The 21,430-nt window shown below is 69.9% G+C and carries 22 protein-coding genes; 11 read left to right on the top strand and 11 right to left on the bottom strand.

Features of this window, described 5'->3' with window-relative positions:
• The first annotated feature begins 43 nt into the window (after positions 1-43).
• Positions 44-967: a DUF808 family protein gene (locus tag ACTJJ4_RS14900; protein ID WP_440944043.1), complete on the top strand. Its 924-nt coding sequence runs from the start codon at positions 44-46 to the stop codon at positions 965-967.
• A 12-nt stretch (positions 968-979) separates the two neighbouring features.
• Here the strand turns inward: ACTJJ4_RS14900 and ACTJJ4_RS14895 are convergent, their stop codons facing one another.
• Both ACTJJ4_RS14895 and ACTJJ4_RS14890 read right to left on the bottom strand, forming a co-directional pair.
• Positions 980-1,198, bottom strand: coding sequence for a hypothetical protein (locus ACTJJ4_RS14895; protein ID WP_440944042.1), 219 nt, complete (start codon positions 1,196-1,198; stop codon positions 980-982).
• Between the two features lie 4 nt (positions 1,199-1,202).
• Positions 1,203-2,768, bottom strand: a complete 1,566-nt coding sequence (locus ACTJJ4_RS14890) for a dolichyl-phosphate-mannose--protein mannosyltransferase (protein WP_440944041.1) — start codon at positions 2,766-2,768, stop codon at positions 1,203-1,205.
• A gap of 48 nt (positions 2,769-2,816) precedes the next feature.
• Here ACTJJ4_RS14890 and rsmI point away from each other — a divergent pair, with 48 nt between their 5' ends.
• Both rsmI and ACTJJ4_RS14880 read left to right on the top strand, forming a co-directional pair.
• Positions 2,817-3,632: a 16S rRNA (cytidine(1402)-2'-O)-methyltransferase gene (gene rsmI, locus ACTJJ4_RS14885; protein WP_440944040.1), complete on the top strand. Its 816-nt coding sequence runs from the start codon at positions 2,817-2,819 to the stop codon at positions 3,630-3,632.
• A 116-nt stretch (positions 3,633-3,748) separates the two neighbouring features.
• Complete coding sequence (locus tag ACTJJ4_RS14880; protein ID WP_440944039.1) at positions 3,749-4,360, top strand: class I SAM-dependent methyltransferase; 612 nt, start codon at positions 3,749-3,751, stop codon at positions 4,358-4,360.
• Here the strand turns inward: ACTJJ4_RS14880 and ACTJJ4_RS14875 are convergent.
• A complete protein-coding gene (locus ACTJJ4_RS14875) occupies positions 4,357-4,809 on the bottom strand; it encodes a nuclear transport factor 2 family protein (protein WP_440944038.1) in 453 nt (150 codons plus the stop codon). The two genes, ACTJJ4_RS14880 and ACTJJ4_RS14875, sit on opposite strands and share 4 nt — an antisense overlap.
• A 34-nt stretch (positions 4,810-4,843) precedes the next feature.
• Here ACTJJ4_RS14875 and ACTJJ4_RS14870 point away from each other — a divergent pair, with 34 nt between their 5' ends.
• Positions 4,844-5,446: a TetR/AcrR family transcriptional regulator gene (locus ACTJJ4_RS14870; protein WP_440944037.1), complete on the top strand. Its 603-nt coding sequence runs from the start codon at positions 4,844-4,846 to the stop codon at positions 5,444-5,446.
• Between the two features lie 8 nt (positions 5,447-5,454).
• Here ACTJJ4_RS14870 and ACTJJ4_RS14865 read toward each other — a convergent pair whose 3' ends face one another.
• Complete coding sequence (locus tag ACTJJ4_RS14865; RefSeq protein WP_440944036.1) at positions 5,455-5,709, bottom strand: hypothetical protein; 255 nt, start codon at positions 5,707-5,709, stop codon at positions 5,455-5,457.
• A gap of 343 nt (positions 5,710-6,052) precedes the next feature.
• Between ACTJJ4_RS14865 and metG the strand changes: the two genes are divergently transcribed.
• Genes metG through ACTJJ4_RS14850 form a run of 3 tightly spaced genes read left to right on the top strand, consistent with a single transcriptional unit; the run spans position 6,053 to position 9,156 of the window.
• Positions 6,053-7,630: a methionine--tRNA ligase gene (gene metG, locus ACTJJ4_RS14860; protein ID WP_440944035.1), complete on the top strand. Its 1,578-nt coding sequence runs from the start codon at positions 6,053-6,055 to the stop codon at positions 7,628-7,630.
• A gap of 54 nt (positions 7,631-7,684) precedes the next feature.
• Positions 7,685-8,560: a TatD family hydrolase gene (locus tag ACTJJ4_RS14855; RefSeq protein WP_440944034.1), complete on the top strand. Its 876-nt coding sequence runs from the start codon at positions 7,685-7,687 to the stop codon at positions 8,558-8,560.
• 11 nt (positions 8,561-8,571) lie between these two features.
• Positions 8,572-9,156: a GNAT family N-acetyltransferase gene (locus ACTJJ4_RS14850; protein ID WP_440944033.1), complete on the top strand. Its 585-nt coding sequence runs from the start codon at positions 8,572-8,574 to the stop codon at positions 9,154-9,156.
• Here the strand turns inward: ACTJJ4_RS14850 and ACTJJ4_RS14845 are convergent.
• The gene (locus ACTJJ4_RS14845) at positions 9,150-10,460 is read right to left on the bottom strand and encodes an MFS transporter (RefSeq protein ID WP_440944032.1); all 1,311 of its coding nucleotides are present in this window, start codon (positions 10,458-10,460) and stop codon (positions 9,150-9,152) included. The two genes, ACTJJ4_RS14850 and ACTJJ4_RS14845, sit on opposite strands and share 7 nt — an antisense overlap.
• A gap of 46 nt (positions 10,461-10,506) precedes the next feature.
• On the opposite strand from ACTJJ4_RS14845, the gene rsmA reads away from it, so the two are divergent.
• Genes rsmA through ACTJJ4_RS14830 form a run of 3 tightly spaced genes read left to right on the top strand, consistent with a single transcriptional unit; the run spans position 10,507 to position 13,363 of the window.
• Complete coding sequence (gene rsmA, locus ACTJJ4_RS14840; protein ID WP_440944031.1) at positions 10,507-11,355, top strand: 16S rRNA (adenine(1518)-N(6)/adenine(1519)-N(6))-dimethyltransferase RsmA; 849 nt, start codon at positions 10,507-10,509, stop codon at positions 11,353-11,355.
• A gap of 9 nt (positions 11,356-11,364) precedes the next feature.
• A complete protein-coding gene (mgrA, locus tag ACTJJ4_RS14835) occupies positions 11,365-12,429 on the top strand; it encodes an L-glyceraldehyde 3-phosphate reductase (protein WP_440944030.1) in 1,065 nt (354 codons plus the stop codon).
• A 1-nt stretch (position 12,430) separates the two neighbouring features.
• Positions 12,431-13,363 (top strand): 4-(cytidine 5'-diphospho)-2-C-methyl-D-erythritol kinase, encoded by a 933-nt coding sequence (locus ACTJJ4_RS14830; protein ID WP_440944029.1) that lies wholly within the window; start codon positions 12,431-12,433, stop codon positions 13,361-13,363.
• Positions 13,364-13,385: 22 nt separating this feature from the next.
• Here ACTJJ4_RS14830 and ACTJJ4_RS14825 read toward each other — a convergent pair whose 3' ends face one another.
• The 4 genes from ACTJJ4_RS14825 to ACTJJ4_RS14810 form a co-directional block, all read right to left on the bottom strand.
• Positions 13,386-13,853 carry an Lrp/AsnC family transcriptional regulator gene (locus ACTJJ4_RS14825; protein ID WP_292701220.1) on the bottom strand — a complete coding sequence of 156 codons (468 nt, stop codon included), beginning with the start codon at positions 13,851-13,853 and terminating at the stop codon, positions 13,386-13,388.
• 302 nt (positions 13,854-14,155) lie between these two features.
• A complete protein-coding gene (locus tag ACTJJ4_RS14820; RefSeq protein WP_440944028.1) occupies positions 14,156-15,430 on the bottom strand; it encodes an MFS transporter in 1,275 nt (424 codons plus the stop codon).
• A 31-nt stretch (positions 15,431-15,461) separates the two neighbouring features.
• The gene (locus ACTJJ4_RS14815; RefSeq protein WP_440944027.1) at positions 15,462-16,436 is read right to left on the bottom strand and encodes an alpha/beta hydrolase fold domain-containing protein; all 975 of its coding nucleotides are present in this window, start codon (positions 16,434-16,436) and stop codon (positions 15,462-15,464) included.
• A 4-nt stretch (positions 16,437-16,440) separates the two neighbouring features.
• Positions 16,441-17,478, bottom strand: a complete 1,038-nt coding sequence (locus tag ACTJJ4_RS14810; protein WP_440944026.1) for an alpha/beta hydrolase — start codon at positions 17,476-17,478, stop codon at positions 16,441-16,443.
• 70 nt (positions 17,479-17,548) lie between these two features.
• On the opposite strand from ACTJJ4_RS14810, the gene ACTJJ4_RS14805 reads away from it, so the two are divergent.
• Positions 17,549-18,544, top strand: coding sequence for a LacI family DNA-binding transcriptional regulator (locus tag ACTJJ4_RS14805; protein WP_440944025.1), 996 nt, complete (start codon positions 17,549-17,551; stop codon positions 18,542-18,544).
• A gap of 73 nt (positions 18,545-18,617) precedes the next feature.
• Here ACTJJ4_RS14805 and mmsB read toward each other — a convergent pair whose 3' ends face one another.
• Both mmsB and mmsA read right to left on the bottom strand, forming a co-directional pair.
• Positions 18,618-19,832, bottom strand: a complete 1,215-nt coding sequence (mmsB, locus tag ACTJJ4_RS14800) for a multiple monosaccharide ABC transporter permease (RefSeq protein WP_285636220.1) — start codon at positions 19,830-19,832, stop codon at positions 18,618-18,620.
• Positions 19,819-21,363 (bottom strand): multiple monosaccharide ABC transporter ATP-binding protein, encoded by a 1,545-nt coding sequence (gene mmsA, locus ACTJJ4_RS14795; RefSeq protein ID WP_440944024.1) that lies wholly within the window; start codon positions 21,361-21,363, stop codon positions 19,819-19,821. Before mmsA ends, mmsB begins: the two co-directional genes overlap by 14 nt.
• Positions 21,364-21,430 lie beyond the last annotated feature (67 nt).

Below are 21,430 nucleotides of genomic sequence, written 5' to 3'. Positions count from 1 at the left end.
CGGCACGCCCGCCGGCCACCCACACGATCCCCAGGGGGACCGCATGTCCGTAGGCCTGCTCGCCGTCGTCGACGACATCCTCAGCGCTGCCGTCAAGGCATCCGCGAAGGCGGCCGGCGTCGTCATCGACGATGCCGCCGTCACACCGCAGTACGTGCAGGGGCTCACCCCCGCGCGCGAGCTGCCGGTGGTCGGCAAGATCGCCCTCGGGTCGATCGCGAACAAGTTCATCGTGATCATCCCCATCGCGCTGCTGCTCACCGCCTTCGCGCCGTGGGTGCTTCCGTACCTGCTCATCGTCGGTGGCACCTACCTCTGCTTCGAGGGCGCCGAGAAGGTGCTGGAGTGGTTCGGATTCGGGCACGGCCATGGCGACGAGGGGGAGCGCGACGAGAACCGGCTGGTCTGGGGAGCGATCCGCACCGACCTGATCCTCTCCACCGAGATCATGCTCATCTCGCTGGCGAGCCTGGACAAGAACCTCGGCATCTGGCAGACGCTCGGCGTGCTGGCCGTCATCGCGCTGATCATGACGGGCGTCGTGTACGGCGCCGTCGCGCTGCTGGTGAAGATCGACGACATCGGGCTCGGCATGGCGAAGAGCCCGGTGCGCCGGGTGCGCCACACCGGAGCGCGGATCGCGCGCTCCATGCCGGCGGTGTTCCGGGTGATCAGTGTGGTCGGCACCGTGGCGATGCTCTGGGTGGGCGGTCACCTGGCGATCGTGAACCTCGGCGAGGTCGGTCTGCACTGGCCGGCCGACCTGCTGCACGGCGTGGACGAGCTGCTCGCCCCGCTGGGCGCGGTCGTCGCCTGGGTGGGCGACACGGCGGTCTCGGCGGTCGCAGGTCTGCTGCTCGGCCTGGTGGTCGTCGGCGTGGTGCTCGGCGTCGGGCGGATGCTGGGGAAGAGGCCGCGCCTGGACGAGGGCCACCGTGCGCCGGAGGACGCGTCCGCCGCGCACTGAGCCCTGCTCTGCTCAGGACTGGTTGCGCGGATGCCGACGGGCGGCGCGCTCGTTGCCGCGCCGGTAGTTCCCGGTCAGGCGCGCCATGAGCAGCTGCGGATCCTCGGCGTCGATCCGCGCCAGGAAGTCGGCCGCCTTCGCACCCCGCAGGGTGGCGGCGCGGATGCCGTGATGCAGGATCACGATCTCGTCGCCGCGGACCAGATGCTCGAAGCCGTGGGGTGCGGGCATGCGCTCAGATCCAGCCCGGAAGCCAGTTGTGGATGAGCCAGAACTCGTAGGGCACGCTCATGCCCGTCCACACCGGGTAGTAGAAGACCGACACCAGCACGACGACGCACAGGTACACGACGACCGTGCGCTGACCGGCCTGCCTGCGGTGCAGCGGAGCATCCCTCCGGCCTGCGAGCTCCCGCAGCGCGACCGCGAGCCCGATCACCAGGAACGGCACCATCGCGATCGTGTAGAACTGGAAGATCGTGCGGTTGCCGACCAGCAGCCACGGCACATAGGTCGCGACAAGTCCCACCAGCGGCAGGGTCAGGGCGGGCCCGGCGGGCTTCCGGTCGATGAGCCCGCGCACGAACCGGTAGAGCAGGTACAGTGCGGCGGCGATGCTCGCGTACCAGATCAGCGGGTTCGGCACGGAGGAGATCACCGCGATGCAGTGGTCGGTGCCGCACCCGGTGGGCTTGTCGCCGACCCAGATCGCGGTCGGCCGCAGCAGGACCGGCCACTGCCAGGCCGGGCTCGCGTAGGGGTGCGGGCTGTGCAGCCCGACGTGGAACTTGAGGATCGCCTCGTGGTACTTCCACAGGGCGACCAGCGGATCGGCATCCGCCTGCCGGCCGTACCCGCCGGAGGTGATCAGCCACCCCGTCCATGAGACCAGGTAGGTCGCCAGGGCGGGGCCCACCGAGAGGAGGAAGGATGCCGGGCCCTGCCGGAACACGGCATCCGTCGGCCACAGCGCGACGCCCGCCCGTCGTCGCGCGAGCGCATCGGTGACGACCACGTACAGGCCGAACACGGCCAGCGCGTACACCCCCGACCACTTGACCGCCGCGGATGCCCCGAAGGCGACGCCGGCCGCGATCAACCACGGTCGCGCCCACAGCACGGGTCCGTTCATCAGCGGTGGATCGTCGGGATCGCGGTCGGCGCCGATCATCGCCAGCAGCGGCATCGTGCGCCGCCGGTCCAGCAGCACGAAGAGCACGCCCAGCATCACGAAGAAGGCGAGGATGCCGTCCAGCAGCGCGATGCGGCTCATCACGATCCCGAGCCCGTCGATCGCGAGCAGGCCGCCGGCGATCGCGGCGACCGTGCGCGACCGGGTCAGCAGCAGCGCGATCAGGTAGACCAGCAGCACGGTCAGCGTGCCCAGGATCGCGGTCGTCAGTCGCCAGCCCAGGCTGGAACCAGGACCGAACGCGGCGATTCCCAGCGCGATGATCCACTTGCCCAGCGGCGGGTGCACCACGAAGGAACCCGCGCTCTGCATCGCGGAGTCGTCGCCGGTCAGCAGGTGCGCGTCGGCGTCGTCACCCCACTTCGCCTCGTAGCCCAGGTTCCACAGCGACCAGGCGTCCTTGACGTAGTAGGTCTCGTCGAACATGATCTGGTGCGGGTGGGCGAGATTCACCAGCCGTAGCACGCCGGCGAGCAGCGTGATCAGCAGTGGCGTGAGCCAGCCCAGCATCCGTGCCGTCGAAGGGTTCCCCATCGCGCGATCGCGCAGCCGCTCCCAGAGAGTCGCACGATCGTCCAGCGGCGGCAGCAGGGATGCGGGCGATGTCACCTGATCAGCCTAGGCAATCCCGTCCGTGCGCCCGCATAAGCTGATCGGGTGATCATCCTGGCGGCGACCCCGATCGGCAACCTCGGCGATGCGTCCCGGCGCCTGATCGAGGTCCTCGAGAACGCCGAGATCGTCGCCGCCGAGGACACCCGCACCACGCAGCGGCTCCTGCAGGCGCTGAAGATCGAGAACCGGCCGCGGCTGATCGCCCTGCACGACCACAACGAGAAGCACAAGGCCGCCGAGCTCGCCGAGCTCGCGGAGGAGCAGGACGTCGTCGTGGTCAGCGATGCCGGGATGCCCGCCGTGAGCGATCCCGGCTACGGCCTGGTGGCCGCTGCCGTGGAGCGCGGTGTGACGGTGACCGCGATCCCCGGGCCGAGCGCGGTGCTGATGGCACTGGCGATCTCGGGTCTCCCCACCGACCGCTTCACGTTCGAGGGCTTCCTGCCGCGCAAGCCGGGGGAGCGGCGCTCGACCCTGTCGACGCTCGCCTCCGAGCCCCGCACCATGGTGTTCTTCGAGTCCCCGTCGCGCCTGGCCTCCTCGCTCGCGGACATGGGCGCCGCCTTCGGCGCCGACCGGCGCATCGCGGTCTGCCGCGAGCTCACGAAGCTCTACGAGGAGGTGCGCCGGGGCACGGCATCCGAGCTCGTGGAGTGGGCCGAGCAGGGGGTGAAGGGCGAGATCGTCGTGGTCGTGTCCGGCGCGTCGCCCGTCGCCGTCTCGGCTGAGGACGCCCTCGCTCAGGTGCAGGCGCTGGTGGCATCCGGCACCCGACTCAAGGACGCCTGCGCCGAGGTCGCCGCAGCGACGGGCCTGAGCTCCCGCGACCTCTACCAGGCCGCCCTCGCCGCCCGATGAGCGTGACGTTCTGTCCCGCTGGCTCACTGTGCGGCGAGTGCACCACTTGATGACGAGTGCACCACTTGTCGACGCAGGCAACCGGTGCACGCGTCGGTAAGCGGTACAGTCGGCGCGTGACGGACTCACCGATCGCCGCGGCGTACGACGCGAGAGCTGCGGAGTACATCGCGCTCATCGGCGAGGTGGATCAGCTCGCAGAGCGGGATCGCGAGGAGATCGGCGGATGGGCGGATGCCGTTCCCGGGCGCATCCTCGACGCCGGCTGCGGACCGGGCCTGTGGACGCGGTTCCTGCACGATCGCGGGCACGAGGTGCTCGGCATCGACCTCTCCGATCAGTTCATCGCGCACGCGCGGGCACGGCATCCGCACCTCGAGTTCCTGCATGGCTCGTTCGAGGAGCTCCCGCTCCCGGATGCATCGCTCGGCGGCATCCTCGCCTGGTACTCGCTGATCCACACGCCGCCCGAGCAGCTCCCCGCGATCCTCGCCGAGTTCGCCCGCGTGCTCGCCCCGGGTGGCAGCATCCTGATCGGCTTCTTCGACGGCGTCCCGCGCGAGCCCTTCCCGCACGCCGTCACGACCGCGTACTTCTGGAGCGCCGAGGCGCTGACCGAGCTGCTGGTCGATGCGGGTTTCGCCGTGCTCGCCACCGAGCGGCGCGGCCGCATGCCCGGCGAAGCCAGCACCCGCCCGCACGGCGCCGTGACCGCGGTCCGGCTCTAATCCGTGATCGGCGACGCCATCGCCTCGTCGACACCGGATGCCGCGACGGCGGCGAGCGCCCGCTCCAGCACCTGCAGGTCCTCCACGGTCTCGACCTCGGTCACCCTGCCCCAGTGGAGCGTCATGAACTGGAACACCGTGTTCCGGTAGTGCTCACCGTCGGGCAGGTCGCCGGAGATGAAGGAGCGCACGGCGATCCGGGTGCGCCAGGGGCCGCCGTTGACCAGTACCTCCTGAACGTCGAAACTCGCATCGGGCAGCAGCCGCAGAGTCCGCTCCCACCACCGGAGCATCGCCGCGCGCGTCGTGCGACGCCCGCCGAGAGCGTGTTCGCCGTGGAACTCGTAGACGAACTCCGGTGCGAGCCCATCGACCATGACGCGGTAGTCGCCTTGATTGATGCTGTCGAAGACAGCGCGCACCTTGGCCCGCACGATCGCCTTGTACATCTCGCCTCCCGATTACGTTACGATTAGTAACATAATGACCAATCCCGGACGACCGCGCAAGAGCGGGATCGACGATGCGATCATCGACGCGTTCGCCGAGCTCGTCACTGACCACGGATACGCGGCCGTGACCGTCGATCAGGTCGTCCGAAGGGCAGGCACGAACAAGCCGGCTTTCTATCGCCGGTTCCGTGATCTGGCCGATCTGGTGCCGCGTCTGCTGGAGGCCCGGCACGGGCTGGATGCCGACATCGACACCGGCACGCTCATCGGAGACCTCGTCGAGGTGCAGCGGCGACAGGTCGCGCTGTTCTCGGATCCGCCTGTGGCACGCGGGCTCGTCGGCTGGGCTGCTCACGCCGGGGCGCACCCGGAGTCGGCCGAGCCGTTCGTGTCCGCGTACCTCGCACCCCGTCGGGCGTTCACGCACGTCATCCTCGCTCGCGCTGTCGCGCGGGGCGAGATCAGGGCCGGTGCGGATGCCGAGTGGATCGCCGATCTGCTGACGGGACCGCTGCTCATGCGCATCGTGCTGCCGGGGATGCCGCCAGTGACCTCAGTGCTCGGCGCCCAGGCCGTGCATGCCGCGCTCGACGCAGTCGGGTTCGACGGCGACCGTGGTGGAGTTGTGCTCTGATGTGCCGATCAGCCGCGTCGCTCGATGGCGATGCGGACGATGCGGTAGATCGCGATCGCCGTGAGCAGCCCGCAGAGCACGAGGACGATGATCACGCCCGGTCCGAGCACCGGCTCGGTCACGCAGTGGCTCTCCGCACCTGAGCCCGGTGCCGCGTCCATGCAGTAACCGGTCTGCATCCCGATCGACAGGAACGCTACGAGCGGCGCGACGATCACCAGCAGCCCCCACGGCCACAGCGCCGTGCGCTCCTCGGTAACCATACTCCACAGCATCCCACCGCTGTGCGCTTCGCGCGGAGATGTGCACCAGACGCGGCCGAATCGTCACCATCCGTCCGCGCGAAGCGCACTTTTCCGCGCGAAGCGCACACCTCTTCACCCGCTCGGCCGCTGAGGGCAGCCCCGCAAGCGCGTCCATTCCCTCGAATAGGGCAGGAAGACGTTCCCGGAGCGAGCATCGGGGAGGGACCCGCGAAGCGGGAGGGGCACCCGTTCTGCGAGCGCAGGGAACGTCCTCCTGCCCGCGTCCAGTCCGCGCCCCGACTCACAGAGGGTCGTGGTCATGCGACAAACCGCTCCCCGCTTCCCGCCTAGAATCGATCCCATGCCTGCAGGCGAGTCTTTCTACATCACCACGCCGATCTACTACCCCAGCGACGTGCCGCACATCGGCCACGGCTACACGTCCGTCGCCGTGGACACTCTTGCGCGCTGGCACCGCCAGGCCGGGGACGACACCTGGATGCTGACCGGCACCGACGAGCACGGGCAGAAGATGCTCCGTGCCGCCGCGGCGAACAACGTCACCCCGCAGGAGTGGGTCGACAAGCTGGTCGGCGAGAGCTGGTTCCCGCTGCTGAAGACCCTCGACGTGGCCAACGACGACTTCATCCGCACCACCCAGGAGCGGCACGAGAAGAACGTGCAGGTGTTCTTCCAGAAGCTGTACGACGCGGGCTACATCTACGCCGGCGAGTACGAGGCGCTGTACTGCGTGGGCTGTGAGGAGTTCAAGCCCGAGTCCGAGATCGTCGATGGCACCGGTCCCTTCGAGGGACTGAAGGTCTGCGCGATCCACTCCAAGCCGCTCGAGCTGCTGCAGGAGAAGAACTACTTCTTCAAGCTCAGCGAGTTCCAGGACCGCCTGCTCGAGCTCTACAAGACCGAGCCCGACTTCGTGCGCCCCGACTCGGCGCGCAACGAGGTCGTCTCGTTCGTCAGCCCGGGGCTGAAGGACCTGTCCATCTCGCGCTCCACCTTCGACTGGGGCATTCCGCTTCCCTGGGACGAGTCGCACGTCATCTACGTGTGGGTCGACGCCCTGCTCAACTACGTCACCGCCGTCGGCTACGGCTCCGACGAGTCGACGTTCGACCGCCGCTGGCCCGCGTATCACGTGGTCGGCAAGGACATCCTGCGCTTCCACGCGGTGATCTGGCCCGCGCTGCTGATGGCGGCGGGGCTCGAGGTGCCCAAGGGCGTCTTCGCGCACGGCTGGCTGCTGGTCGGCGGCGAGAAGATGTCGAAGTCCAAGCTCACCGGCATCGCGCCCACCGAGATCACCGACGTGTTCGGCTCGGACGCCTACCGCTTCTACTTCCTCTCGGCGATCGCGTTCGGCCAGGACGGCTCGTTCTCCTGGGAGGACCTGTCGGCCCGCTACCAGGCGGAGCTCGCGAACGGCTTCGGCAACCTCGCATCGCGCACGATCGCGATGATCGAGAAGTACTTCGAGGGCGTCGTCCCCGAGGCATCCGACTACACCGACGCCGACCTCGCGATCCAGAAGACGGTCGCGGATGCCGCGTCGAAGGCGGATGCCGCGATCGGCCACTTCCGCATCGACGAGGCGATCCATTCGATCTGGACGATCGTGGACGCGCTGAACGGCTACATCACGGAGAACGAGCCGTGGGCGCTGGCGCGCGACGAGGCTCAGCGTGCGCGCCTTGGCACCGTGCTGTACACCTGCGCCGAGGGGCTGCGGGCGCTCGCCGTGCTGCTCTCGCCGGTCATGCCGCAGTCGACCGGCAAGCTGTGGGAGGCGCTGGGCGTCGAGGCCTCGCTGGGTGCGCTGGCCGCGCAGCCGATCCGCGAGGCCGGTGCCTGGGGTGCGCTGAAGCCGGGCACCACCGTGTCGGCGCTCGCCCCGCTGTTCCCGCGCGTGGAGCAGACTGCTTAGTCCGATCGAGACCCTTCCGGCTGCTGAGCGACGAGCGCAGCGAGGAGACGAAGTATGGCCGACACCTACGTGCGCGAGCGCTCCACGAAGGGGCGCAAGGACCTGAGCTACCCGGCGGCACCGGAGCCGCTCACGGTCCCGGTGTACGACAACCACTGCCACCTGGAGATCACCGACGGCGTCGAACCGCTCTCGCTGCGCGAGCAGCTGGACCGGGCGGGCGCCGTCGGCATCGCCGGCGTCGTGCAGGCCTCCGGCGACATCGAGTCCTCGCGGTGGGCGGTGGATGCCGCGGCATCCGATCCCCGTGTGCTCGCGGCCGTGGCGATCCACCCGAACGACGCGCCGACCTACCAGCAGGACGGGCGCCTCGATGAGGCGATCGCGGTGATCGACGAGCTCGCCGCGCACCCGCGCACCCGGGCGATCGGCGAGACCGGGCTGGACTACTTCCGCACGGACGAGCCGGGCCGCCCCGCGCAGCACGAGTCCTTCGAGGCTCACATCGCGCTGGCGAAGAAGCACGGCATCGCCATGCAGATCCACGACCGCGACGCGCACGACGATGTGCTGGAGACCCTCGCCCGCGTCGGGGCGCCGGAGCGCACCGTGTTCCACTGCTTCTCGGGCGACGAGGCGATGGCCAGGACGGCGGCGGATGCCGGATACTGGCTCTCCTTCGCGGGCAACATCACCTTCAAGAACGCGCAGAATCTGCGCGACGCGCTGCACGTGACGCCGCTGGATCGCATCCTGGTGGAGACGGACGCGCCCTTCCTGACGCCGGTGCCGCTGCGCGGACGTCCCAACGCGCCGTACCTCGTTCCCGTGACCATGCGGTTCATGGCGGCCGAGCTGGACATGGACCTCGACGAGCTCTGCGCGCAGATCGCGGCGAACACGCTCGCGGTGTACGGCTCCTTCGACTGAAAGCGGCACTCATGCTCTTCCTCGACGAGATCACGCTCGAAGACGACCATGTGCGGCTCGAGCCGCTCAGCCACGAGCACGCCGAGGAGCTCGGCCGCGCCGCGGCGACCCTGACGCACGCCTGGTACACGTCGGTCCCGACCGCCGAGGGCGTGCCCGCCGAGATCGACCGTCGCCTGGCCGCGCGGGAGGCGGGCAGCATGAATCCGTTCGCCGTCCGCCGCCTCGGCAGCGGCGAGGTGATCGGCATGACCACGTTCTGCAGCATCGATCAGCCGAACCGTCGCGTGGAGATCGGCTACACGTGGATCGGCGCGCAGGCGCACGGCACCGAGGTCAACCCGGCGATGAAGCGACTCATGCTCGCGCACGCCTTCGAGCGCTGCGATGCGATCGCCGTGTCGCTGATGACGCACTTCCACAACCGGCAATCGCGGGCGGCCATCGAGCGCCTCGGCGCGAAGCTCGACGGCGTGCTGCGCAATCACCGGATCCTTCCGGACGGCTCGCTGCGCGACACGGTGGCGTACTCGATCCTGCCGCACGAGTGGCCGGCGGTGCGCAACGGGCTGGATGCCCGCCTGGCGCGCTACTGAGCAGTGTCTCCGGCCGGTGACTCGTCGGCCGGTGCGTCCTCCAGCACGGGCTTCGCCGCGGCGATGTGCGAGATCTGCCGCCACATCAGCAGGAGCGTGAGCGCCGCACCGCCGAACGCGAACCACCACGGCGCGGTCAGACCCCACGCCTGCGCGATCAGACCGCCGACGGCCTGCCCGATGACCATGCCGCCGAACACGCCCACCATGTTGACCGACCCGACCCGGCCCTGCAGCTCGTGCGGCACCAGCCGCTGGCGCACGGTCGTGGAGATCGTGCCCCAGACGAACGCGTAGGCGCCGAACCCGAACATGATCCCGAGCGCCACGACCCCGTTCGTGGTCAGCGCGAAGGCCAGGTGCATCAGCACCTCGAGCGACAGGCAGATCTTCATCAGGGTGGCGAAGGACACGTGCCGCTCCAGCCACCCGAAGCTGAGCGTGGCCGCGAGCCCGCCCAGAGCGGATGCCGTGGTCAGTGCACCGAAGCCGACCGGACCCATCCTCAGGTGCTCGGTCGCGTAGAGGACCAGGATGCCCCAGGGCGCCGCCCAGGTGACGTTGAACGCCAGGATGATGATGATCAGCGTGCGCACGGGCTTGTTGCGCCACGCCCAGCCCACACCCTCCGCGATGTCGTGCCCGACGTGCGACTTCCGGGGCTCTGAGCCGCCTGACGGGTCCGTGCCCGCCGATGAGCGCGGAGGCACCGGCTGCCGGGCGATCCGCCCCACCAGCACCAGGGCCGCCGACACCGCCAGCACCTGCACCAGGAACGGCCAGAAGTGGCCCACCGCGAACAGGAAGGCGCCCAGGGGTGGTCCGGCAAGCTGGTTCGCCACGAGGAAGCCCGCCTGCAGACGGGCGTTGCCGATCCCCAGGTCGGCGGGCTTCACCATCATCGGCAGCAGCGTGCTCGTGCTGGTGTCGGCGAAGACCTCCGCCGTGCCGTACAGGAACGACACCGCCAGCACGATGGCGATGTTCGCGGTGCCCGTCACCAGGAAGGCCACCAGCGCCAGCACGATCACGGCGCGGATGCCGTGGGCGAGCATGACCAGCATCCGCCGCTCCACGCGATCCGCGATCGCGCCGGCGTGCAGACCGAACAGCAGCCAGGGCAGGAACTGCAGCATGGCGCCGGAGGCGACCAGCACCGGGGACGACGTCATCGAGGCGATCAGCAGCGGAGAGGCGGCGAGGGCGATGCCGTCGCCAATGTTGCTCGTCCACGCGGCCGACATCAGCCAGCGGAAGTCCCGGCCGAGCCGGCGCGGCGCGATGAGCTCTCCGAGTGCGGTCACCCGCTCGATCCTAGGGGCGGGTTCGGACATACGCGAGAATGGACCCATGACCGTCTCCCTGCTCGGCGCCACCGAGATCCGCCGCCTCGCCGCCGAACTCGATGTGACCCCCACCAAGAAGCTCGGGCAGAACTTCGTGGTCGATGCCAACACCGTGCGCAAGATCGTGCAGGCCGCCGATGTCCAGGCGGGGGAGCGGGTCGTGGAGATCGGACCCGGACTCGGATCGCTGACCCTCGCGATCCTCGAGACCGGGGCATCCGTGACCGCCGTGGAGATCGATCACCGGCTGGCCGAGCGCCTGCCGCAGACCGCCGCCGAGCGGGGCGTGCCCGATGGCGCGCTGACGGTGGTCGATGCCGACGCGATGCGCGTCACCGAGCTGCCCGGCGACCCGACCGTGCTGGTCGCGAACCTCCCGTACAACGTCTCCGTGCCGGTGCTGCTGCACTTCCTGGAGACCTTCCCGCACCTGCAGCGCGGCGTGGTCATGGTGCAGGCCGAGGTCGCCGAGCGGCTCGCTGCCAAGCCCGGCTCGAAGATTTACGGTGCGCCCAGCGTGAAGGCGGCCTGGTACGGCCCGTGGCGGCTGACCGGGAACGTGTCTCGTCAGGTGTTCTGGCCCGTGCCGAATGTGGACAGCCTGCTGGTGGGCTTCCACCGCGACCCCGAGCCGCGGGGGGACGAGATCGAGCGCCGGCGCACCTTCGAGATCGTGGATGCCGCGTTCAACCAGCGTCGCAAGATGCTCCGCCAGGCGCTGTCCGGCATCTTCGGCAGCTCGGCGGAGGCATCCGCGGTGCTGGAGGCCGCCGGGGTCGCGCCGACCGCTCGCGGAGAGGACCTCACGGTCGATGATTACCACCGGATCGCGCGCGTCCGGCAGGACGGCTAGCCTGGCTGGGTGACCGATCCCCGCTTCCGTCCCGACGTTCCCGAGCTGCACCGGCCGTACACCGCGGCATCCGATCGCTATCAGCGATTCGAGTACCGCCAGGTCGGCTCCTCCGGCCTGTACCTGCCGCCGATCTCGCTCGGCCTGTGGTGGAACTTCGGTGACAACATCCCGATGGATGCCCAGCGGGCCCTGCTGCGGCACGCCTTCGACAGCGGCATCACGCACTTCGACCTGGCGAACAACTACGGCCCGCCGTACGGCTCGGCCGAGAAGAACTTCGGCCGCATCTTCGCCGAGGACCTCAAGCCCTACCGCGACGAGCTGATCATCTCGTCGAAGGCCGGCTACGACATGTGGCCTGGGCCGTACGGCGATCTGGGCAGCCGCAAGTACATCCTCGCCAGCGCGGGGCAGTCGCTCACCCGCATGGGGCTCGACTACGTCGACATCTTCTACTCGCACCGCGTCGACGCGGTCACGCCCGTCGAGGAGACGATCGGCGCGCTGGACACCCTGGTTCGTCAGGGCAAGGCGCTCTACGTCGGCATCTCCTCGTACAGCGCGGAGCGCACGGAGGCGGCCCTAGCCGTCGCGCGCGACCTGGGCACGCCGCTCGTGATCCACCAGCCGTCGTACTCGATCCTGAACCGCTGGGTGGAGGACGGGCTGACGGACACGCTGCGCGCGCAGGGGGTCGGCGCCATCGCGTTCACCCCGCTCGCGCAGGGCCTGCTGACCGGCAAGTACCTCGCCGACGGCACGGCCGAGCGGGCGCAGAAGCGCGGCTCGCTGCCGGATCGGCCGCTCTCCGACGAGGGGATCGCGGTGCTGCGCGGCCTCAACGACATCGCCGCGGAGCGCGGTCAGAGCCTCGCGCAGATGGCGCTGCAGTGGACTCTGCGCGATCCCGTGGTCGTGTCGGCGCTCATCGGCGCCTCGCGCCCGGAGCAGCTGGACGAGAACATCGCGGCCGTGGACGGCCCGGCCTTCACCGACGAGGAGCTCACCGCCATCGACGCCCTGGCGCACGGCATCGACGTCAACCTCTGGTCGATCTCGTCGGATCTGTGACGTGAGCTTCGCCCGCAACCCGGATGCCGTGCATGTGCGCGCGCCGGGGAAGATCAACGTCTACCTGGGCGTGGGCCCACGTCATGACGACGGCTACCACGCTCTGGCGACGGTCTTCCAAGCGGTGTCGCTGTACGAGGACGTGTACGCCTCGGCATCCGACGACTTCTCGATCGCTGTCGTCGGCGACGTCGACATATCCGGGGTGCCGCTGGACGACCGAAATCTCGCGCTGCGCGCGGCCAAGCTGCTCGCGCAGACGGCCGGCGTGACGCAGGGCGTGCATCTCGACATCCGCAAGGGCGTCCCCGTCGCGGGTGGCATGGGTGGCGGCTCAGCGGACGCCGCGGCCGCGCTGGTGGCCTGCGACGCCCTGTGGGGCACCGAGCTCGGTCCCCGCGGGCTGCACGAGCTGGCCGCCCGGCTCGGCGCCGACGTGCCCTTCGCGCTGCACGGCGGCACGGCGGTCGGGACCGGACGCGGTGACGTGCTGACGCCTGCGCTGGCGCGAGGACGGTTCGACTGGGTGCTCGTGCTCAGCGACACGGGCCTGTCCACCCCCGAGGTGTACGGCAGGCTCGACGAGCTGCGCATGCACGGCGAGGCGCTCGCCGACGATCCCACCGAGCTGCTCGAGGTGCCCGTCGCGGTGCTGCAGGCACTGCGGGCCGGAGACGCCACCGAGCTCGCGCCGGTGATGATGAACGACCTCGAGGCCGCGGCCGTCGTGGGGCGCCCTGACCTCGAGCTGACACTCGCCGACGGGGTGCGGATGGGCGCGCTCACCGGCATCGTCTCCGGTTCCGGTCCGACCACGGCGTTCCTGTGCGGGGGCCCCGAAGCGGCGCGCGCCGTGCAGGACGAGCTGAAGGCCACCGGCCGCGAGGCGCTGCATGTGCACGGTCCGGTGCCCGGCGCCCAGATCATCGGCTGAGCGCGCCCCCGCCCGGACGGGCTCAGGGCAGGGGAGCCTTCAGCAGCTCGCTGACACGGTACGGGATGACCTGGCGCAGGAACAGACTCGTCGAGGTGCGCAGGATGCCGGGGCACAGCCGCACCACCTCGGCGACGCGGTAGAGGTCGTCCGGGTCGGTGGCGACCACGCGCAGCAGCAGGTCGGTGTCGCCCGCGGGGGCGAAGCACTCCAGCACCTCGGGGATGCGACTGAGCGCGTCGATCGCGGCACCGATCTGGTGCTGGTCGAGCTCCACCTGGATCGACGCCGAGACGCCGCGGCCGAGCGCCGAAGGCAGCACGCGGGAGCTGTTCGGGCGCAGCCATCCGCTCGACTCCAGCCGAGCCAGCCGCGCATGCACGGTGCCCCTGGCGAGACTCAGATCCTGCGCGATCAGGGCGACCGGGCGCCTCGGGTCGGAGTCGAGCACCGCGAGGATGCGCCGGTCGGTGTCGTCGAGGTCGGCCATATCGATCACCACTGCTTCCTGTCGGCCCGTCTGATCGGTCGGATCGATCAATCGGAATCGATCCTATGGTGCGTGCAGACCGCTGTGTGCTGAGATCAATGTGTCAAACGACCGGTCAGCATCACGAGTGCGGATCGGCAGGCGCTCAGATGACGGTCACGAGCCGTGCGGAGAGGGTCGACGATCGGGCCGACATCCCGGGAGCGCTGCCGCGTGAATCTCAGCGGCAGCGCTCGTCTCGTCTCGGCCGTGGGATCCCGCCCGCGGCTCAGCGCACGGACCCTGTCAGCGCACGGAGCCTGTCAGCGCACGGAGCGGATCGGCAGCACGGCGAGCCCGCCGAGCACCCCGAAGACGATGGCCGCGGCGAACAGCGCGGTGTAGTTCGGGCCGCCGCCGCCGATGGCCAGCAGCGGGATGGCCAGCATCGGCACCAGGAACTGCGGCACCTGGTACGACAGCGCGACGATGCCCAGATCCTTCCCGGCATCCCGGAAATGGGGGAGCACCTCGGTCATCAGGGCGATGTCGACCGAGACGTACGCGCCCTGGGCCGCACCCACCAGTGCGATCGCGGCGAGGAACATCGGGATGCCCGGCGCGAACATCGCGAGCAGCAGCCCTGCGGCCGAGAACGCGCACGAGATCCAGATCACCGGCTTCCGCCTGCCGGTGCGGTCGGAGATCCAGCCGAAGAGGATGTTGGTGATCAGCCCGCCGACGGTGAACACGAGCAGCGCCAGCGCCTGCACACCGGAGGCCGTCTCCTTGGGGATGCCGAGCCGGTCGATGATGAAGAACAGCAGGTAGGTGGCCACCGAGAACACCGACATCGTCACCAGCAGCCTGCAGGTCCACGCCCAGAAGAAGTCCGGATGCCGGCGAGGGCTCAGCCAGTACGTCGACAGCACGTCCCGCCAGCTCCACGCCGGCCGGGGCTCGACGCGCACGATGTCATCCAGCCCGAGGAACAGGAGCGCCGACAGCACCGCTCCGATCGCGCCGGGCACGACGAACCACAGCCACTGCTCGTCGTTGGGCAGCGCGGCGATGATCTGCGTGCCCAGGATCAGGCCGATGCTGGCGGACGCGCTCGCGATCCCGGAGACGCGGGCCCGGATGCGCGCCGGGATCTGATCCGCGAGTAGGGCGTGCACGGCGGCGTTGGTCGCCCCGAAGCCGATCTGCACGATCGCCCAGCCGAGGGCGATCGGCCAGAGCGACTGCGCGAAGCCGAGCACGATCGCACCGACGAGCCCGGCGATCGCTCCGCCGAGGATCCAGGGACGCCGGATGCCGAGGCGTGAGCGGGTGCGGTCGCTCAGCCGGCCGAACAGCGGGGTGACGATCATGACCACGACGCCGCCGATCAGCGTCGCGATCGAGAGGTTGATCTCCTTGGTCGAGTCGTCCAGGAACGCGAACGCCTTGGGGATCGCGGCTCCGCCGATGGTGCTGAGGGCGAGGTTGGTGCCGAACCAGCTCAGCACGAACAGCGGGATGAAGACCCTGGGCTGAGGGGAGCCGGGGACCTCGCGGTCCGGCGAGAGCGCGGAGGCGGTGGAGGTGGAAGACATCATCGTCCTTTCACATGCGGGTGGGTCGGGTTCAGGCGCGGTAGGCCAGGGCGAGCTCGGTGGCGAAGGCGTGCTGCCAGTCGCGTGCTCCCTGCCAGCGGGCGGTGAGGCCGGGGGAGCCGTGCACATGACCGGCTCCCAGATGCACCGTCGTCGGCACATCGACCTCGCGCAGCCGGTCGGCGTAGGCGAGCGCGCTGTCGCGCAGCGGGTCGAACTCCGCCACGAGCAGCAGCGCGGGCGGCAGTCCGCTCAGATCGGGTGCGTCCAAGGGGGACGCCTCGGTCAGTGGCGCGCCGCCGCGGTAGACGTCGGCGAGGTCCGCCACATCGTCGAGGCCGAAGCCCCGCCCGTACCGGGTCGCCGAGTCGCCGTACGGATGCAGGGCGGCGGGCAGCACCTCGAGCGCCTGATGGTGCACCTGCTCGCCTTCCGCGCACAGCCGGCGTGCGGCGGTGGCGGCGATGGTGGCACCGGCGGAGTTGCCGCCGATGCCCAGGCGATCGGGTGCCACCTCGAGCTCGATGCAGCGCGCCCGCAGGTCGCGCAGCGCCTCGACGGCGTCGTCGACGGGAGCCGGGAACGGATGCTCGGGGGCGAGGCGGTACTCGAGGGAGAAGATCTGCACACCGGACGCCAGGGCGAGCGCAGCCGAGGTGCGATCGTTCAGGATCTCGTCGATGGTGCCGCCGAAGAAGCCTCCGCCGTGGCACCAGAGCATGGTCGGCTGGGGACCGCGGGCACTCGCGCTCCGGAACCAGCGTGCTCGCAGCACGCCTTCGTCACCGCCGGCCAGGGCAAGATCGCGGATGCTCACCCCTTCCGGGACGGGCAGCGTGAACTCCTGCGCAAGCGCGTCGCTCAGCATCCGTGCGGCGAGGCGGCGAGGAGCGAAGCCGTCCGCGGCATCCGAGACCGGCAGTCCGGCCGCCACCTCCTCGACGCGCTGTGCCCAGGCGCGGATCTCGGGGGCGAGCGCCGCCGGGGCCGTTTCCTGCGCCTCCATATGGTCAGCTCCCGACCGGGGTCTCGGCCGTGGTCATGACCGGCGCGCCGTGCAGCGCCCGCAGTTCGGCGACGATCGCGCGATGCGCGCTGTCGGCGGCCTGCACGTGGCCGGTCGCGCCCAGCGAGGTGTGCGTCTGGCCGATGAAGCGCACGGCGGTGACCGGCACGCCCGCCGCGGACAGCGCGCGGGCATAGGCCTCTCCGTCTCCCCGCAGCGGATCCAGCTCGCACGTGCAGATCCAGGCGGGCGGAAGACCGGTGTGCGATGCGGCCAGCAGCGGCGAGACGTGCGGGTCGCGAGCGGTCCGCCGGCCGCGACCCACGTACTGCCGCACCAGCATCCGCCCCACCCTGCGCACGATCACGCCGGGCATCCCGGGCGAGATCCCGCGCATGTCGGCGTGGCCCATCGTCAGGTCGAGGGCGGGATTCTCCAGCAGCTGGAGGCGGATCGGATGCCCGCTGCGCTCGCGGTTCATGATCGTGACGGCCGCGGCGATGTTGCCGCCGGACGAGGCGCCGCCGATCGCGATGCGATCCGCATCGATGCCGAGCTCCGCCGCGTGCGCGAACAGCCATTCCAGTGCCGCCCAGCCCTGCTCTGGCTGAGCCGGGAAGCGCACCTCGGGCGCGTGCGAGTAGTCGACGGCGACGATGACCGTCCCCGAGTCGTGCGCGCGATCGCGGAACCGGGCATCCCACGAGACCCAGTCGATGCCGGCGATGGTGAAGCCGCCGCCGTAGAAGTAGAGCATCGCGGGGAGGTCGCGGCCCGCCTCCGCCGGGGATTCATCCGGCCAGTACACGCGCACCCGCACATCCGGATGCCCCGACACCGCGACCACGTGGTCGGCGCTCGCCGTGGGGCGCGGCGTGATGCCCAGCTCCGCCGACAGGCGGTCGTCGTTCTCCTGCGCCACCCTGCGGCGACCGGCTGCCGAGCGGGGCTCGCGGGCCAGGAGCGGCGCGATGCGCGCCTCGAAGGCGGCGACCGCGGAGTCGAGCTGCGGGCGGTGGAAGTCCTTCTTCGTGAATGACATCGGGCATCCTCTCTGGTGCTGTGCAACGATTGTCCGGGATCGAAGCACTTCGATGAACCGGAGCCCGCGCATGAGTCAGACACCCGCCAAGGCCACCATCTACGACGTCGCCGAGCGCGCCGGCGTCAGCATCTCGACCGTGTCGCTCGCGGTGAACACGCCGCACCGGGTGCGCGCCGAGACGCGGGAGCGCATCGTCGCCGCGGCGGCCGCGCTCGGATACCGGATGACCTCAGACGGGCGATCCGGCGTGTCCCGGATCGCGGTCGCCGCGCCCTACACCAGCTACCCGACCTACCTGCGACGGCTGGCTGGCATGCTGCGCCGCGCGCGCTCCGCCGCCGTCGACCTCGTGCCCTACGACCTCGACTCCGCCGCGAGCGCCACGGCGCCCCTGCTGGAGTCGCTGCCCGCGCGGGCGGATGTCGCCGGGCTGATCATGATGGGCGTGCCGCTCGGCGGCGCGGCCCTGCGCGCCAGTCGCGCCGCCCGCCTGCCCCTGGCCTTCGTCGACATCGTGAGACCGACGCGATCAGGGGCGTCGTCGGTGCTCGTCGACGACCTCGCAGGCGGGCGGATGCTCGGCGCCCACCTGCGCGAACTGGGACACCGCCGGGTGGCGTTCGTGCACGAGGTGCAGCGTTCGCAGGGATATGTGTCGGCCGGGATGCTGCGCGCGGACGGGATGGCCGAGCAGCTGCAGCTGCTGCCGGTGGCATCCGCCGGGCCCGACAGTGTCGAGGCGGATGCCCTGCGCTCGGCGGCGGCGAAGGGCGTGACGGCGTTCGTGGCGAATCATGACCGGCTGGCCGCCGCCGTGCTGAAGGCGGTCTCGGGGACCCCGGAGCTCGCGGACACGACCGTGACCGGCTACGACGACGGCGAGCTGGCCGAGGCGCTGCAGCTGACCACGGTGCGGCAGCCGTTCGAGGAGACCGGCCGCGTGGCACTGGAATCCGTGCTGGAGCGCATCGCCGACCCGAGCCGAGCTGCGTCGAGGACGGTGCTGGAGCCCACGCTCGTGGTGCGGGCGTCGTCGCGGCCGGCATCCGCACGCCCCGCCTGAGCCGGCCGCCGACGTGGAGGGGCCCGGCGGATCGCGAACACGATCCACCGGGCCCCTGAGCTGCACCCGCGCGTCAGGCGCGCTGGCGGCGCTTGTTCCAGACGTCGAAGGCCACGGCCAGCAGCAGCACCATGCCCTTGATGAACTGCTGGGAGTCGGTGCCGACGCCCATCAGCGACATGCCGTTGTTCAGCACGCCCATGATCAGACCACCGGTGATCGCGCCGACGATGCGGCCGACGCCGCCCTGCACGGCCGCGCCGCCGATGAAGGCCGCGGCGATCGCATCCAGCTCGAACAGGTTGCCCGCGCCCGGACCGGCGGAGTTCAGGCGGCCGGTGAAGACGAGACCGGCCAGGGCCGACAGCACGCCCATGTTCACGAACAGCCAGAAGTCGATCCGGCGCGACTTGATGCCGGACAGGTCGGCCGCGTGCCGGTTGCCGCCGATGGCGTAGATGTGGCGACCGAACACGGTGCGGCTCATCACCAGGGTGTAGCCGACGATCAGCACGGCCAGCACGATCAGCACCACCGGGGTGCCGCGCGATCCGTCGGCCATGCCGAGCAGGTAGGTGAGGTACGCGATCAGGGCGACGCCGCCGATCAGGCGCACCAGGAACCAGGTGCGCGCCTCGGTCTCCAGCCCCATCTTCGCCTGCTTCGACCGCTCGCCGAGCTCGTAGCCGACGAACAGCACGAGGGTCACGACGCCCAGTCCGAAGGTGATCCACTCCACCGGCGAGGTGGAGGCGGGGAACAGCTGCGGGAACAGGTATCCGCCGCCGAGCAGACGGTACTCGCTCGGGAACGGAGTGATCTGGGTGTTGCCGAGCACCATCTGCGTCAGGCCCCGGAACAGCAGCATGCCGGCCAGGGTGACGATGAACGCGGGGATGCCGACCACCGCGACCCAGAAGCCCTGCCAGGCGCCCACCAGGGCTCCCACGAGCAGCGAGGCGATGATGCCGAGCCACCACGGCCAGCCCCAGTGCACGACCATCACACCCGACATGGCGCCGACGAACGCGGCGACCGAGCCCACCGACAGGTCGATGTGCCCGGCGATGATGATCATCACCATGCCGATCGCGAGGATCAGGATGTAGCTGTTCTGGACGATGATGTTGGCGACGTTGCCCGCGGTGAGCAGCTTGCCGCCGGTGACGACCTGGAAGAACACGACGATGGCGATCAGCGCCAGGAAGATGCCGATCTGACGCATCCGCGAGGTCAGCTGGGAGAGCACCTCGTTCGTCCGGGGTGCGGTCTCGCTACGGGTGGACATGGTCGGCTTCCTTCTCCTTGGTCATGTACTGCATGAGGGTCTCGGGAGTGGCATCCGCGATGTCGACCTCCCCGGTGATGCGCCCCTCGGAGAGCGCGTAGATGCGATCGCAGATGCCCAGCAGCTCGGGAAGCTCGGACGAGATCACGATCACGCCCTTGCCCTGCGCCGCCAGCCTGTTGATCAGCGAGTAGATCTCGTACTTCGCTCCGACGTCGATGCCGCGGGTCGGCTCGTCGAGGATGAGCACCTCGGGATCGGCGAAGAGCCACTTGGACAGCACGACCTTCTGCTGGTTGCCGCCGGAGAGCTTGCCGACCACCGATGACACCGAGGGCGCCTTGATGTTCATGCTCTTGCGGTACCCCTCGGCGACGACCACCTCTTCGCGGCCGTTCACCCAGCCGCCCCTGGCGATCTTGCCGAGGGCGGCGACGGAGATGTTCCTCTTGATGTCCTCGATCAGGTTGAGCCCGTACTGCTTGCGGTCCTCGGTGGCATAGGCGATGCCGGCGGCGATCGCGGCCGACACGGTCCGCGTGTTCACCTCCTGCCCGCGCACGAAGACGCGACCGGTGATGTTCGTCCCGTAGCTGCGGCCGAAGACGCTCATGCCCAGCTCGGTCCGCCCGGCGCCCATGAGCCCTGCGATGCCGACGACCTCGCCGGCGCGCACGTTCAGGTTCGCGCCGTGGATGACGGTGCGGCTCGGGTCGGCGGGATGATGCACCCACCAGTCCTCGATCCGGAAGACCTCTTCGCCGAGGTCGACCGAGCGGTCGGGGTAGCGGTGCGCGAGGTCGCGCCCCACCATGCCCTTGATGATGCGATCCTCGCTGACGTCCTCGCTGAGGAGGTCGAGCGTCTCGATCGTGCGGCCGTCGCGGATGATGGTGACCTTGTCCGCGATGTCCTTGATCTCGTTGAGCTTGTGGCTGATGATGATCGACGTGATCCCCTGGCCCTTCAGGTGCCGGATCAGGTCGAGTAGGTGCGCGGAGTCGTCGTCGTTGAGCGCCGCGGTCGGCTCGTCGAGGATGAGGAGCTTGACCTCCTTCGACAGCGCCTTGGCGATCTCGACGAGCTGCTGCTTGCCGACGCCGATCTCGTTCACGGGCGTGGACGGGTCATCGCCCAGTCCGACCCGTGCGAGCAGCTTCTGCGCCTCCAGGTTGGTGGCGCGCCAGTCGATCAGGCCGTGCCGTGCCCGTTCGTTGCCGAGGAAGATGTTCTCGGCGATCGAGAGGTACGGGCTCAATGCGAGCTCCTGATGGATGATGACGATGCCGTGGTCCTCGGAGTCGCGGATGTCGCGGAACTGCGCCACCTCGTCCTCGAAGACGATGTCACCGGTGTAGGTGCCGTGCGGGTACACGCCCGAGAGCACCTTCATGAGCGTGGACTTGCCGGCGCCGTTCTCGCCGCAGATGGCGTGCACCTGGCCCCGCTCGACTTCGATCGTCACGTCCTGCAGCGCCTTGACGCCGGGGAACTCCTTCGTGATGTCGCGCATCTCGAGGATCGTGCTCATGCGTTTCTCCTCCCTTCTGCCTGAGGAATGCCGGGGTGGGGGGGCGGCGCCGGGGGGGGACCCCCCC

The sequence above is a fragment of the Microbacterium sp. 22195 genome (assembly GCF_052056515.1).
In the GTDB taxonomy this organism is placed as follows: domain Bacteria; phylum Actinomycetota; class Actinomycetes; order Actinomycetales; family Microbacteriaceae; genus Microbacterium.
Note: the sequence above shows the minus strand (reverse complement) of the source record. Positions and strands in the feature narration are given on the sequence as shown.

What these genes read in the sequence shown, in the direction of transcription:
- ACTJJ4_RS14810 (WP_440944026.1), bottom strand. Translation starts at nt 17,478, where the DNA reads ATGTCATTCACGAAGAAGGACTTCCACCGCCCGCAGCTCGACTCCGCG.
- metG (WP_440944035.1), top strand. Translation starts at nt 6,053, where the DNA reads ATGCCTGCAGGCGAGTCTTTCTACATCACCACGCCGATCTACTACCCC.
- ACTJJ4_RS14900 (WP_440944043.1), top strand. Translation starts at nt 44, where the DNA reads ATGTCCGTAGGCCTGCTCGCCGTCGTCGACGACATCCTCAGCGCTGCC.
- ACTJJ4_RS14875 (WP_440944038.1), bottom strand. Translation starts at nt 4,809, where the DNA reads ATGTACAAGGCGATCGTGCGGGCCAAGGTGCGCGCTGTCTTCGACAGC.
- ACTJJ4_RS14850 (WP_440944033.1), top strand. Translation starts at nt 8,572, where the DNA reads ATGCTCTTCCTCGACGAGATCACGCTCGAAGACGACCATGTGCGGCTC.
- rsmA (WP_440944031.1), top strand. Translation starts at nt 10,507, where the DNA reads ATGACCGTCTCCCTGCTCGGCGCCACCGAGATCCGCCGCCTCGCCGCC.
- ACTJJ4_RS14895 (WP_440944042.1), bottom strand. Translation starts at nt 1,198, where the DNA reads ATGCCCGCACCCCACGGCTTCGAGCATCTGGTCCGCGGCGACGAGATC.
- ACTJJ4_RS14820 (WP_440944028.1), bottom strand. Translation starts at nt 15,430, where the DNA reads ATGTCTTCCACCTCCACCGCCTCCGCGCTCTCGCCGGACCGCGAGGTC.
- ACTJJ4_RS14825 (WP_292701220.1), bottom strand. Translation starts at nt 13,853, where the DNA reads ATGGCCGACCTCGACGACACCGACCGGCGCATCCTCGCGGTGCTCGAC.
- ACTJJ4_RS14870 (WP_440944037.1), top strand. Translation starts at nt 4,844, where the DNA reads ATGACCAATCCCGGACGACCGCGCAAGAGCGGGATCGACGATGCGATC.
- ACTJJ4_RS14805 (WP_440944025.1), top strand. Translation starts at nt 17,549, where the DNA reads ATGAGTCAGACACCCGCCAAGGCCACCATCTACGACGTCGCCGAGCGC.
- ACTJJ4_RS14855 (WP_440944034.1), top strand. Translation starts at nt 7,685, where the DNA reads ATGGCCGACACCTACGTGCGCGAGCGCTCCACGAAGGGGCGCAAGGAC.
- ACTJJ4_RS14865 (WP_440944036.1), bottom strand. Translation starts at nt 5,709, where the DNA reads ATGGTTACCGAGGAGCGCACGGCGCTGTGGCCGTGGGGGCTGCTGGTG.
- ACTJJ4_RS14815 (WP_440944027.1), bottom strand. Translation starts at nt 16,436, where the DNA reads ATGGAGGCGCAGGAAACGGCCCCGGCGGCGCTCGCCCCCGAGATCCGC.
- mmsB (WP_285636220.1), bottom strand. Translation starts at nt 19,832, where the DNA reads ATGTCCACCCGTAGCGAGACCGCACCCCGGACGAACGAGGTGCTCTCC.
- mmsA (WP_440944024.1), bottom strand. Translation starts at nt 21,363, where the DNA reads ATGAGCACGATCCTCGAGATGCGCGACATCACGAAGGAGTTCCCCGGC.